This is a genomic window from Mesorhizobium sp. L-8-10 (assembly GCF_016756635.1).
Classification (GTDB): Bacteria; Pseudomonadota; Alphaproteobacteria; order Rhizobiales; family Rhizobiaceae.
Genome location: NZ_AP023263.1, coordinates 5,214,318 through 5,227,509, shown reverse-complemented (window position 1 = coordinate 5,227,509; position 13,192 = coordinate 5,214,318). Strand labels below are relative to the sequence as shown.

Genomic DNA, 13,192 nt, shown 5'->3' with positions numbered 1-13,192 from the left:
GTTTGAGCGCCGATGCCAGTGGCGCTCTACTCCTCCGAGCAAGGAGGCAAGTACAAATGAAGGAGTACCTTGAGATCATGACCGAGGTGATCCGGCTGCTCACCTTCCAGGAGAGACTGGATCGATCCTGGGAGAACGATCCCGCTCGTCGCGAGGATCGGTCCACGGACGGTGACCGCAAGCTGGGTGCCGGCCACGGGCCCCGGCGCAAACGCTTCGAGTAAGTAGGCACGGAGGCCATTGCGGATTCGAGGCTGAGGCGACATCTAAGGGGAATGGAGCCCTCGCGACGGCGGTCCTTTCGATGACGCACGACCACCATGCCAGGCCCGGGCGCGGCACGGGGCAGGGTCGCAACTGGTCCGGCCCCTGGCCTAAGACGCCGGGCCGACTCGCGGGGACCGCATTGGTGCGGCTTTACCAGCTGACCCTTTCAGGCTTCGTCGGAAACTCCTGCCGACATCTGCCGACCTGCTCGGAATATGCATACGAGGCTATCGCCCGCCACGGGCTCTGGGCGGGTGGCTGGATGGCGCTCTTCAGGGTCGCCCGTTGCGGGCCAGGCGGCACCCACGGCATCGACCGCGTCCCGGAGCAGCTCGATGATCGCTACCGCTGGTATCTTCCCTGGCGATATTGGGGAATCGGCCGCAAGCGCGCCCGGGACCATGGGGTTGGATAGCAGCCGAGCCTGATGCGGTCGAAGAACCGCGGACGAAAATCTCCGCCCCTGCGGCCTTCATTACTGTTTACGACCCCGCATTTCGCCACTAGAAACGCCGCGCCGCCGGATTCCGGCAAACACCACCCGCGCTCGTTTGCGGGACTGGATAGGAGTAAGACCTTGGCCAACAGCATTTCCCTCACATTTCCCGATGGTTCTGTCCGCCCCTGCGATGCGGCGACGACGGGCGCAACGCTCGCCGAGCAGATATCGAAGTCGCTCGCGAAGAAGGCGGTCGCCTATGCGCTCGATGGGACCTTGCGCGATCTCTCCGACCCGATCGGCCAGTCCGGCGCGATCGAGATCGTGACTCGCGACGACCCGCGCGCCTTGGAACTCATCCGCCACGACGCCGCCCATGTGCTGGCCGAGGCCGTGCAGGAACTGTGGCCGGGAACCCAGGTGACCATCGGACCAGTCATCGAGAACGGCTTCTATTACGACTTCGCCCGCAACGAGCCTTTCACGCCGGAAGATTTTCCCGCGATCGAGAAGAAGATGCGGGAGATCATCGCCCGCAACAGGCCCTTTACCAAGGAGGTCTGGACGCGCGAGAAGGCCAGGCAGGTGTTTCGCGACAAGGGCGAGGCCTACAAGGTCGAACTGGTCGATGCGATTGCCGAGGATCAAGAGCTCAAGATCTACGCCCAGGGCGACTGGTTCGATCTCTGCCGCGGGCCGCACATGGTCTCGACCGGCCAGATCGGCAACGCCTTCAAGCTGATGAAGGTGGCCGGCGCCTATTGGCGCGGCGACGCCAACAACCCGATGCTGACGCGCATCTACGGTACGGCCTGGGCCGATCAGGCGCAACTCGACGCCTATCTCCACATGCTGGAGGAGGCCGAGAAGCGCGATCACCGCCGGCTCGGCCGCGAGATGGATCTGTTCCATTTCCAGGAAGAGGGACCGGGCGTCGTCTTCTGGCACGCCAAGGGCTGGAAGATGTTCCAGAACCTGGTGTCCTACATGCGCCGCCGCCTCTCGGATCTCGACTACCAGGAGGTCAATGCGCCCCAGGTGCTCGACAAGTCGCTGTGGGAGACCTCCGGCCACTGGGGCTGGTACAAGGAAAGCATGTTCAAAGTGCAGTCGGCCGGCGACGAGACCGAGGACGACCGCGTCTTCGCGCTCAAGCCCATGAACTGCCCGGGCCATGTACAAATCTTCAAGCACGGCCTCAAGTCCTACCGCGATCTCCCGATAAAGCTTGCGGAATTCGGCAATGTGCATCGCTACGAGCCCTCCGGAGCACTGCATGGGTTGATGCGCGTGCGCGGCTTCACGCAGGATGATGCGCATATCTTCTGCACCGAGGAACAACTCGCCGAGGAATGCCTGAAGATCAACGACCTGATCCTCACGACCTATGCCGATTTCGGCTTCGACCAGATCGAGGTGAAGCTCTCGACGCGGCCCGACAAGCGTGTCGGTTCCGACGAGGCGTGGGATCATGCCGAAGACATCATGAGCGGCGTGCTCGCCACCATCAAGGCGCAGTCGAACACGATCAAGACGTCGATCAATCCGGGCGAGGGCGCGTTCTACGGTCCGAAGTTCGAGTATGTGCTGCGCGACGCCATCGGCCGCGAATGGCAGTGCGGCACGACCCAGGTCGACTTCAACCTGCCGGAGCGCTTCGGCGCTTTCTATATCGGCTCGGATTCGGAGAAGAAGCAGCCTGTGATGGTCCATCGCGCCATTTGCGGCTCGATGGAACGCTTCCTGGGCATCCTCATCGAGAACTATTCCGGTCATTTCCCGCTATGGTTCGCGCCGCTGCAGGTGGTCGTCGCTACCATCACCTCCGATGCCGACGACTATGCCCGCTCGGTGGTCGAACGGCTGAAGGCCGCGGGCCTCTCGGCCGAAGCCGATCTGCGCAACGAGAAGATCAACTACAAGGTCCGCGAGCACTCGCTGGCCAAGGTGCCCGTCATCCTCGTCTGTGGAAAGCGCGAGGCGGAAGAGGGCACCGTCAACGTCAGGCGGCTGGGCTCGCGCGACCAGCAGTCGCAGACCCTCGAAGCGGCGGTCACGGCACTGGCCGACGAGGCGCTCGCGCCCGACCTTCGGCGCAAGCGGCTCGCCAAGGCGGCCTGACGGAGAAGGTCAAGGGGCGGGGGAGTTTTCCCGCCCCGACCGGCTGCCTGTTGCCGCCTGGTCTGGAGCGGCCGATCCGTGCAAGCCGTTTTTCGTCGATTTCGAAGGTGAATTTGGCGCTTGGGGGCAGGAGGGCCTCAGTCGGCTTGGTCCTGGGCGGCGGTCGCGGACGTGCCGTCCGTGGCGAGCACTTCGACCTCCTGGTTGCGGCCGGGAACGACGGTAAAATCGCGCTGATAGATACGGTCGCGATTCTTGGCCACGATCGTGTACTCGCCTTCCGCGAGCACCATGGAGGCATAGGCGCCGACGCTCTCGCGCACTGGATCGCCCGAATCGCTGACGATCGACCACGATGTGTCGGCGATCGCCTCGCCGCCGGGCTCGCGCACCAGCTTCAAGGTGATCTCCGCTGCATGGTGTTCCACGGTCGCCTCGGTGAGCTTGCCGGCCTCGACGCGGATATCGGAGCGGATGACCGCATTGACCGAGCCGTAGGTCGAGACGACGTGATAGGTGCCCGCGTTCAGCCGCACCACCCTGTTAGGCTTGACGTCGGGAACGATCAGGGCGCGATCGCCGTCGGCATCGGCCGTGGCTTCGTAGATCGAGAAGCTCAGCTTGTCCGGCGGGATCCTGAGGTCGCCGGATAGCACCCCGTCGAGCTTGAGCCCACCTGCGTCGAGCACGAGGCTTTCCCGCTTGGCTTCACGGCCGACGCTGATTCTCTTGGTCGCGCCGGCCCGGCCGAAGGAGGCGTGGACGAGATAGCTGCCGGGTTCAAGCTCGAACTCGATCGTGCCGCCCTGCGCGGACGCGACCAAGGGCAGCTTGCCGTCCGGGCCAGGATCCGGCTGAAAAATCCGCCATACGAGCCCGCGCTTCAGATCAGGCGCATCATCGGTCAGCTTGGCGGCAACGGTGATCTTGCCTTCCCCCCGGGCGAGCGGCCTGTCGGGCCGCGTCGGGGCATAGCTCGTCACGCCGGGAAAGTCGCCTTTGCCGGACTTGCGGGGATCCTGGGCAAATGCGTGTCGCGGCCCCGCCACCAGCACGGCCGTCAGGAGTATCGGGGCTAACAGTCTGCTGCGACCGGCGATCATCCCTTGCCTTGAAGCCCAAGGCGGTGGCAATTTCAAGGCTTAATCGTGCCGGCGGGAGCCGCCGACGATTCGTCCCAGCCGAGCGTACCGACCTCCCCTCCGTGTCCGCTTCAGCCAGATCGCCGAAGGAGAGTTCGACCGTGACCAGCCCTGTCATAGACTTCATGCTGAACCGGATTTCAGCGCCTATCCCCGAGTTGCGGGAGCCGGTGCCCACAAATGCCGAGATCGAAACGATGATCCGGATCGCAACACGCGTGCCCGATCACGGCAGGCTCGCTCCATGGCGTTTCATCCTCTATCGCGGCGACGCCCGCGTCCGGATCGGCGAGAAGCTCGCCGCATTGGCGGAGGAGCGGGAGGGGCCACTGACGGAAGGGCGCCGGCAGCAGGAACTGGCGCGGTTCTCGCGAGCGCCCCTGGTGATCGGCGTCGTTTCCAGCCCCAAGGAGAATCCGAAAATCCCCCGGTGGGAGATGTTCCTCTCCGGTGGCGCCGCCGCCATGAACCTTGTCATCGCCGCCAATGCGCTGGGCTATGCCACCAACTGGATCACCAACTGGTATTCCGATGTAGAGGAGGGGCGTCGAATCCTCGGCCTTGCACCCCACGAGCGTGTCGTCGGCTTCATCCATATCGGCACCTATTCGGGCGTTGCGCCGGAGCGGCCGCGGCCCGATGTTGCTGCGCTCTACGCTGATTATTCGGGCCCTTGGAGGGAATAGGTGTTCTACGAGCCGAGCAAAGGCCACGGCCTGCCGCATGACCCGTTCAAAGCGATCGTCGCGCCGCGGCCGATCGGCTGGATTTCCAGCATAAGCCGCGACGGCGCGGTGAACCTTGCGCCCTATTCCTTCTTCAACGCCATCTCCACGCATCCCTTCCTGGTCTGGTTCTCTTCGGAGGGCGAGAAGGACAGCGTCGCCTTCGCCGGTGATACCGGCGAATTCGTCGCCAATCTTGTCGGGCGCAAGCTCGCCGAGAGGATGAATGCGAGTTCAGTCGATGCGCCGCGCGGCGTCGACGAATTCGGCTATGCGGGATTGACGCCGGCTCCATCGCGTCTCGTCGCACCTCCGCGTGTGGCCGAAGCACCGGCCGCCCTCGAATGCAAGGTGACGGAGATCTTCAGGCCGAAGGCCCTGGACGGCAGCCTTTCCGGCAGCGTGGTCGTGGCCGGAGAGGTGGTCGGCGTGCATATCGACGACGCTATGCTGACCGACGGCCTCTTCGATGCGGTGAAGGCCGGCAATGTCGCGCGTCTCGGCTATATGGACTATGCATCGGTGACCGAGACGTTCTCGATGCGCCGCCCGCGATGGAAAGCCGACTGACTACCGGCGGGCCCGGACGCTGACGCATCCGCACGGCCTCGGTCGCAGGCGCCCCCATCCAGGCCGCCTGGTTTTCGCGCCAACAGGCATGGCCACGCGGTCGCGCGCTTCAATGGTCGATAGATCGGCCATTGGGTAAGATCAGCCGGCCTTGACGGCGCGCGCCAGCAAGCGCTCGGCGAGCCTGAGGTGAGGGCGGTCGTACATCTTGCCGCCGATCGCGACGACCCCCGGGTTGCCGGCAGCGGCAAAGGCGTCCACGACGGCCTGCGAATGCGCGACTGCTTCCGACGACGGCGTGAACACCTCGTTGATGACAGGCACCTGCGCCGGGTGGATCGCCATCTTGGCCGTGAAACCATCCCGCTCGGCCTCGATGCATTCCTGCCGGAAGGCGTCGAGATCCCGGAAATTGGGAAACACCGTGTCGATCGCGACCGTCTCTGCAGACGATGCTGCGAGGATCGTAAGAGTGCGCGCAAGGCAGAAGACGTCGGTATAGAGGCCGTTGCCGTCGCGGGCCGTCCGTGCGCCGACGGCGGCAGACAGATCCTCGGCACCCCAGGTCAGGCCGGCAAGCCTGGGCGACGGCTGATAGGTTCCGGCGGCGAGCACGCCGGCTGCTGTCTCGGTGATCAGCGGGATGATGCGGGTGCTGCCGTCGGCAAGACCGTTCTCGGCCTCATGCACCCGCAGCTTCGCGGACAGATGCGTGACGTCGGCGCCGCTGTTGGACTTCGGCAGCATGATGCCGTCGGGGGCCGCGCGCATGATGCCGCGCAGGTCGTCGTCGGTGAGACCTGTCGAGAGGTCGTTCACCCTCACATAGACCGCGCACCTCGACTCCTGACGCCGCGCCACGATGAAGGACGCAGCGATGTCGCGCGCGGCGGCCTTGTTGGCCGGAGCGACGGAATCCTCAAGATCAACGATGACGACGTCCGCGCCGGACTGGAAGCCTTTCTCCAGCTTCTTCTCCGAATCGCCTGGAACGAAGAGCAGGGAACGCATCAGGCCTCGCCCTTCTTCAGCATCATGGCCTGGCGCGTGCATTTCGCCACGAGCTTCCCGTCCTGATTATAGGCGCGATGCTCGAACTCGACGATGCCGCGGTCGGGACGCGACTTTGATTCCCGCACGGATTTGACTTCCGTCTCGACCCGGATCGTATCGCCGTGGAAGACGGGATGTGGAAACACGGTGTCGGTCATGCCGAGATTTCCAACCGTCGTGCCGAGGGTCGTGTCGTGCACGGAGATGCCGATCATCAGGCCGAGCGTGAAGAGTGAATTGACCAGAGGCTTGCCCCATTCGCTCTTCGCCGCGAAGTCGAAGTCGATGTGCAGCGGTTGCGGATTGAGCGTCATGACCGAGAACATCATGTTGTCGCTCTCGGTGACGGATTTGCGCAGTGGATGGTCGATCACCTGACCCACCATGAACTCGTCGAGATACAGTCCTGGCATCATCTCCCTCCACGACTTCAGGCTCCAAACCCCACCCGCGGCAGCTACTCTGGCCAGCGAGCGACTCAGCCGCTTGATAGGCGCCGGGCAGCGCTGCGGCAAGCAGGTTAACGGATATGGTGAACCGTTCGTAAACCATTGCCGGCTACGTTGGTACCAACAGGGCTGGGGAGCTTGCTGGGTGATGGTTGTCGGGCATTTCCTGAAATGGGTCCACACGGCACGGGTGCCGGAACGTGCGGCGGCGGCAAGTGCCCTCGCCAGGGCCTATGTGGACAGTCAGCTGCCGTTCGAGGATCGTTGCGCGGCAGAATCGGCACTTACGCTGTTGCTCGAGGACCCATCGTCGAAGGTTCGCCTGGCCCTGGCCGAGGCGCTGTCGATGAGCCGGCATGCCCCGCCGCAGGTGATGGCCGCGCTGGCAGCGGACCAGCCCGAGATCGCCTCGCTCGTGCTGGCCCGCTCGCCGCTGTTCACCGACGCGGACCTGATCGACCGCGTCGCCGCGTCCGTCGGCCAGGTCCAGGCAGTTATTGCCGGCCGGCCTTTCGTATCGATGGCTCTCTCGGCGGCAATCGCCGAGATCGGCGAGCCGGAGGCATGCACAGCGCTCATCACCAATGCGGGGGCCGACATCGCTTCCTTGACCTTTCGACGCATCACTGAGCGTTTCGGCGACTTGGCGAAGGTTCGCAATGCGCTGCTGGCCGATGCCCGCCTGCCGTCCGACTGCCGCCACGCCCTGCTGGTCAAGGTGGGCGAGGCGCTGCGCCAGTCTCCGCTGGTGTCGGCCCTGATCGGCTCGGGGCGCGCCGAGCGCGTCACTCGGGAAGCCTGCATCAAGGCATCGATGACGCTGATCGACACGATCCGCCTGGAGGAGCATGCAGCGCTGGTCGAACATTTGCGGCTTCGCGGCGACCTGACGGCCGCCTTCATCGTGCGGCTCGTCGCCCACGGCAAGATCGACTTCTTCGGATCGGTCCTGATCGCCCTCACCACCCATGGCGAAGGGCGCGTGAAGTCATTGCTTGCCGGTGGGCGCGACGTCGCCTTGTCGGCCCTGTTTCGCGCCGCCGGGCTGGCGCCCGCCATGCACGACGTCATCCTGTGCGCCCTGAAGGTCTGGCGGGAAGTCGCGAACGGCAAGCGTTTGGCCGGCGCCCAGGAGGTTTCGCGGCTGATGCTCGAACAACTCGGCGGGCAAGCGGCAGACGGGGATCTCGCTCGCCTGCTGAGGTCAATTCACCTCGACGCGCTGCGCGCCAATGCGCGCAGCCATGCCCTGGCGATCTCTGCGGCCTGACGACCACGTCAAGCTGCGTGTCAGATGTCGAGTTCCTCGGTTTCGGCGAACTCGGCACGTTCCTGAATGAACCGGAAGCGCGCTTCGGGCTTGGTTCCCATCAAGGCGTCGACGGCCGACTTCGTTGCGGATTCTTCGTCGAGCACCTCGACCCGAAGCAGCGTGCGCCTCTTCGGGTCCATCGTGGTCTCCTTGAGCTGTGACGCCATCATCTCGCCGAGACCCTTGAAGCGACCGATCTCGACTTTGCCGCGGCCCGTGAACTCCGTTCTGAGGAGTTCGTCCTTGTGGGCATCGTTGCGCGCATAGGCCACCTTGCCGCCCTGTCTGATGCTGTATAGCGGCGGCACCGCCATATAGAGATGGCCGCCGCGGATGAGCTGCGGCATCTCCTGATAGAAGAAGGTGATCAGCAGCGAGGCTATGTGCGCGCCGTCGACGTCGGCGTCGGTCATGATGATCACGCGGTCGTAGCGCAGATCCTCTTCGCGGTATTTCGAGCGCGTGCCGCAGCCGAGCGCCTGGATGAGGTCGCCGATCAGCTGGTTTCCGGAGAGCTTGTCCTGACCGGCGCTGGCGACGTTGAGGATCTTGCCGCGCAGGGGGAGTACGGCCTGCGACTGCCGATCGCGAGCCTGCTTGGCGGAGCCGCCGGCCGAGTCGCCCTCGACGATGAAAAGTTCCGCGCCGGCCGCCGCGTTCTGCGTGCAGTCGGCCAGCTTTCCCGGCAAACGGAGCTTGCGCACCGCCGATTTGCGGCTGACCTCCTTCTCCTGGCGCCGCCGCACGCGCTCGTCGGCGCGCGCGATCACCCAGTCGAGCAGTTTCGAGGCTTCCTGCGGATTGTCGGCCAGCCAATGGTCGAAGGGATCGCGGATCGCCTGTTCGACGATGCGAACGGCCTCGATGGTGGCGAGCCTATCCTTGGTCTGGCCCACGAATTCCGGCTCGCGGATGAAGACGGAAAGCATGCCCGCCGCCGAGATCATCACATCTTCGGAGGTGACGATCGAGGCGCGCTTGTTGCCGGTCAGTTCGGCATATGCCTTCAGGCCGCGCGTCAGGACGTTGCGGAAGCCCGTCTCGTGCGTGCCGCCTTCATGAGTGGGAATGGTGTTGCAGTAGGAGTTCAGGAAACCGTCGCCGCCATACCAGGTCACCGCCCATTCGAGGGAGCCGTGGCCGCCCTGCTTGTCGCTCTTGCCGGCGAAGATCTCGCGCGTGACCTGGAAGTCGTCGCCCAGCGATGCGGCGAGATAGTCCTTCAGCCCGCCCGGGAAGTGGAAGGCCGCCTTGGCGGGAGTCGGGTCCTTTTCCTTGATCAGCGAGGGATCACACGACCAGCGGATCTCGACGCCGCCGAAGAGATACGCCTTCGAGCGCGCCATGCGGTAGATGCGCGCCGGCTCGAAGGCCGCACCCTTGCCGAAAATCTCGGCATCGGGATGGAAGCGGACCCTGGTGCCGCGCCTGTTGTGAATCTCACCCAGGCTTTCCAGTCCGCCTTGCGGGATGCCACGCGAAAACCGCTGCCGGTAAAGCTGACGGCCGCGTGCCACCTCGACCTCAAGATAGTCGGAGAGAGCGTTGACCACCGATACGCCAACGCCATGCAGGCCGCCCGAAGTCTCATAGACCTTGGAATCAAACTTTCCGCCGGCGTGAAGCGTCGTCATGATGACTTCGAGTGCCGACTTGTTCTTGAACTTGGGATGCGGATCGACCGGAATGCCGCGGCCGTTGTCGGTAACGGTGAGGTAGCCATCCGCGTCCAGTTCGACCTCGATGAATGTGGCATGGCCGGCCACTGCCTCGTCCATCGAGTTGTCGATCACCTCGGCGAAGAGGTGGTGCAGCGCCTTTTCGTCGGTGCCGCCGATATACATGCCGGGGCGGCGCCGGACCGGCTCCAGCCCTTCAAGCACTTCGATGTGGCTGGCGTCATAGCCCTCACTGCCGTCGCGGGCAGCCGGCGGGCGCTTTGCTGTTGCGGCCGCACGCACGATCGGATCCACTGGACGCGTCTGAGTCCGTGCCGGCTGGGGCGTGCTGTCGAGTTTGGAAAAGAGATCGTCGCGGTCGTCCAAGGGCGTCTCTCAGTTGCGAATCGCTCCACGATACTGCCACGCTTTGCAGGCGGAGCGACAGAGGTTCCCGTTCCGTTCAGGAGTTTGGGCCGTAGCCCTACGATGTCCGGTGCGATGTTTCAATAACCCAGAGTCCGGATTTCAAAGCAATTTTGAACCCTCGAGGTTCCCGTTTCCTTAAGGAACGGCGTCTTTCCGGATAACTTTCGGCCGGCGTCGATCCGACGCCGGCCGAATGTTGGAAGGGCCGAGGCCGATTTCGAGGTCAACTCGCCAGCGCCTCGATCGGGGGGCAGGAGCAGACGAGGTTGCGGTCGCCGCCGACATTGTCGACGCGCGAAACCGGCGGCCAGTATTTCGCCGCGGCATCGGCGTTGCCACTGGGATATGCGGCGACCATGCGCGAATAAGGGTGATCCCAGGCATCGGCCAAAGCCTCCGTCGCCGTGTGCGGCGCGTTGACCAGCGGATTGTCGGTCCTCGGCCATTCGCCCTTGGCCACCCGCTCGGCTTCGCGCGCGATCGATATCATCGCCTCGCAGAACCGGTCGATCTCCTTCTTCGGCTCCGATTCGGTCGGCTCGACCATTAGCGTGCCCGCCACCGGCCAGGACATGGTCGGCGCATGAAAACCGTAGTCGATCAGTCGCTTGGCGACGTCTTCTACAGTGACACCTGCAGTGTCCTTGAGGAAGCGCGTGTCCAGGATGCATTCATGGGCGACGCGCCCGTTGTGGCCCTTGTAGAGCACGGGGAAAAAGCCGTTGAGCCGCTCGGCGATGTAATTGGCGTTGAGGATCGCGGTCTCCGTCGCCTGCTTAAGGCCCGATGCGCCCATCATCCTGATATACATCCAGGTGATCGGCAGGATCGACGCGCTGCCATAGGGTGCCGCCGACACGGCATGGCTGGTGTCGCCCGACACGTGGCCGGGCAGGAACGGCTGCAGGTGGGACTTTACGCCGATCGGCCCGATGCCGGGGCCGCCGCCGCCATGCGGGATGCAGAAGGTCTTGTGCAGGTTCATATGGCAGACATCGGCGCCCAGATCGCCCGGCCGCGCCAGTCCGACCAGAGCATTGAGGTTTGCGCCGTCGAGATAGACCTGTCCACCACGATCGTGGACGGTGGCGCAGATCTCCCGCACACCCTCCTCGAAGACACCGTGCGTCGACGGATAGGTGATCATCAGGGCTGCGAGCTTGTCGGCATGCGATTCCGCCTTGGCCTTCAGGTCTACGCGGTCGATGTCTCCCGCTTCGGTGCATTTCACGACCACGACGCTCATCCCCGCCATGCTCGCGCTCGCCGGGTTGGTGCCGTGAGCCGAAGACGGGATGAGGCAGACATTGCGATGACCTTCGCCGCGCGACTGGTGGTAGCGACGGATCGCCAGCAGCCCGGCATATTCGCCCTGGCTTCCGGCGTTCGGCTGCAGCGACACCCCGTCGAAACCGGTGATCTCGCCCAGCCAGCGCTCGAGATCGCCGATCACGGCTCGGTAGCCGGTCGAATGGCCGGCGGGCGCGAAGGGATGCAGATTGGCCACACTTGTCCAGCTCACCGGCATCATCTCGGCGGCCGCATTGAGCTTCATCGTGCAGGAGCCGAGCGGGATCATGGCGCGGTCGAGCGCAAGATCCTTGTCGGCCAGCCTCCGCAGGAAACGCATCATGTCCGTTTCCGAGCGGTTTTCGTGGAAGACCGGCTGCGACAGGAAGTTCTTGTCCCGTGCCTTGCCTGGCAGCGTCTCGCCTGCAGTGCCGACCACCTTGGCGCCCAACAGGGCCACGATCGCCTCGAGGTCGGCCTCGGTCGAGGTCTCGTCGAAATTGACAGCGAGCCTGTCGGCGTCGATCACCCGAAGCAGGCGACCGCCTTCCTCGGCGGCCGCAGCGATCTCCTTCGCCTTGCCGGGGACGGAGACAGTCACCGTATCGAAGAACCGGGTTCCCGCCAGCGTCAGCCCGGCCTCCTTCAACGAGGCGGCCAAGCGCGACGCAAGCGTCTGCACCCGCCGGGCGATCGCCTGCAATCCCTGCGGGCCGTGCCAGATGGCATAGGAAACGGCCATATTGGCCAGCAGCGCCTGCGCCGTGCAGATATTCGACGTCGCCTTGTCGCGGCGTATGTGCTGCTCGCGCGTCTGCAGGGCTAGGCGATAGCCCGGCCGGCCATGGGCGTCGGTCGACTGGCCGACGAGGCGGCCTGGCATCAGCCGGGTGAGCTTGTCGGCGACGGCGCAATAGGCGGCGTGCGGTCCGCCGAAGCCGATCGGCACGCCGAAACGCTGCATCGAGCCGACGGCGATGTCGGCGCCGAGTTTCGCGGGCGCCTCCGTCAGCGTCAGCGCCAGCGGATCGGCAACGAAGATGACCACGGCGCCAGCAGCCTTCGCTTTGGCGATCATTGCCGATTGGTCGTGATAGACGCCTGAAGTGTCCGGCCACGGCACGATGAGAGCCGCCGTGTTTTCGCCGATCGTCTCGGCGCCGATCCTGATGCCGAGCGGTTCGGCGCGGGTCTGGACGACGTCGAGCGTCTGCGGATGCAGAGCCCCGGCCACGACGACATCGGCCCGTTTCTCGCGGTGATGCCGCCAGGCGATGCCGACGGCCTCGGCCGCAGCCGTCGCCTCATCGAGCAGCGAGGCGGACGCGACCGGCAGCCCGGTCAGCTCGGTTACGAGCGTCTGGAAATGGAACAGCAGCTCGAGCCGGCCCTGGCTGATTTCGGATTGATAGGGAGTGTAGGCCGTATACCAGGCCGGATTCTCGAAGAGATTGCGCTGGATCACCGGCGGCACTTGGACGCCGTGATAACCCAGGCCGATGAAGCTCTTCAGGACCGTGTTGCCGCTCATCTTGGCGGCCAGTTCGGCCAGCGCCTCGGCCTCGGTCGCCGGACCCGGCAGGTCGAGCGCGCGGCCAAGGCGGATCGATTTCGGCACAGCCTGGGCAATGAGGGTTTCGATCGAGGGCAGGCCGAGCGTGGTCAGCATGGCCCTTACGTCGCCGGGGCCCGGTCCGATGTGCCGGCCAGCGAATGTGGATGCGTTGTCGGTCATGG

At 64.8% G+C, this 13,192-nt stretch carries 11 protein-coding genes; 6 read left to right on the top strand and 5 right to left on the bottom strand.

From position 1 onward, the window contains the following. The first annotated feature begins 56 nt into the window (after window positions 1-56). The 3 genes from JN280_RS24215 (at window position 57) to thrS (ending at window position 2,827) form a co-directional block, all read left to right on the top strand. On the top strand, window positions 57-224 hold the full coding sequence (locus tag JN280_RS24215; protein ID WP_202306004.1) for a hypothetical protein: 168 nt from the start codon (window positions 57-59) through the stop codon (window positions 222-224). Between the two features lie 80 nt (window positions 225-304). Then, window positions 305-682, top strand: coding sequence for a membrane protein insertion efficiency factor YidD (yidD, locus tag JN280_RS24210; RefSeq protein WP_202306003.1), 378 nt, complete (start codon window positions 305-307; stop codon window positions 680-682). 162 nt (window positions 683-844) lie between these two features. Continuing rightward, a complete protein-coding gene (gene thrS, locus JN280_RS24205) occupies window positions 845-2,827 on the top strand; it encodes a threonine--tRNA ligase (RefSeq protein WP_202306002.1) in 1,983 nt (660 codons plus the stop codon). Window positions 2,828-2,964: 137 nt separating this feature from the next. Here the strand turns inward: thrS and JN280_RS24200 are convergent, their stop codons facing one another. After that, on the bottom strand, window positions 2,965-3,930 hold the full coding sequence (locus JN280_RS24200; protein WP_202306001.1) for a hypothetical protein: 966 nt from the start codon (window positions 3,928-3,930) through the stop codon (window positions 2,965-2,967). Between the two features lie 140 nt (window positions 3,931-4,070). On the opposite strand from JN280_RS24200, the gene JN280_RS24195 reads away from it, so the two are divergent. Next, window positions 4,071-4,655 (top strand): nitroreductase family protein, encoded by a 585-nt coding sequence (locus tag JN280_RS24195; RefSeq protein ID WP_202305999.1) that lies wholly within the window; start codon window positions 4,071-4,073, stop codon window positions 4,653-4,655. Then, the gene (locus tag JN280_RS24190; protein WP_202305997.1) at window positions 4,656-5,264 is read left to right on the top strand and encodes a flavin reductase family protein; all 609 of its coding nucleotides are present in this window, start codon (window positions 4,656-4,658) and stop codon (window positions 5,262-5,264) included. A gap of 141 nt (window positions 5,265-5,405) precedes the next feature. Here the strand turns inward: JN280_RS24190 and JN280_RS24185 are convergent, their stop codons facing one another. Then, window positions 5,406-6,275, bottom strand: coding sequence for an HpcH/HpaI aldolase/citrate lyase family protein (locus JN280_RS24185; RefSeq protein ID WP_202305995.1), 870 nt, complete (start codon window positions 6,273-6,275; stop codon window positions 5,406-5,408). After that, window positions 6,275-6,730 (bottom strand): MaoC family dehydratase, encoded by a 456-nt coding sequence (locus tag JN280_RS24180; protein WP_202305993.1) that lies wholly within the window; start codon window positions 6,728-6,730, stop codon window positions 6,275-6,277. Before JN280_RS24180 ends, JN280_RS24185 begins: the two co-directional genes overlap by 1 nt. A 184-nt stretch (window positions 6,731-6,914) precedes the next feature. On the opposite strand from JN280_RS24180, the gene JN280_RS24175 reads away from it, so the two are divergent. Further along, window positions 6,915-8,036: a DUF2336 domain-containing protein gene (locus JN280_RS24175; RefSeq protein ID WP_202315016.1), complete on the top strand. Its 1,122-nt coding sequence runs from the start codon at window positions 6,915-6,917 to the stop codon at window positions 8,034-8,036. A gap of 20 nt (window positions 8,037-8,056) precedes the next feature. Here the strand turns inward: JN280_RS24175 and parE are convergent, their stop codons facing one another. Together parE and gcvP are read right to left on the bottom strand one after the other, a co-directional pair. After that, window positions 8,057-10,123: a DNA topoisomerase IV subunit B gene (gene parE, locus JN280_RS24170; RefSeq protein WP_202305990.1), complete on the bottom strand. Its 2,067-nt coding sequence runs from the start codon at window positions 10,121-10,123 to the stop codon at window positions 8,057-8,059. A gap of 265 nt (window positions 10,124-10,388) precedes the next feature. Beyond that, window positions 10,389-13,190 (bottom strand): aminomethyl-transferring glycine dehydrogenase, encoded by a 2,802-nt coding sequence (gene gcvP / locus JN280_RS24165; protein WP_202305988.1) that lies wholly within the window; start codon window positions 13,188-13,190, stop codon window positions 10,389-10,391. Between the last annotated feature and the right edge of the window lie 2 nt (window positions 13,191-13,192).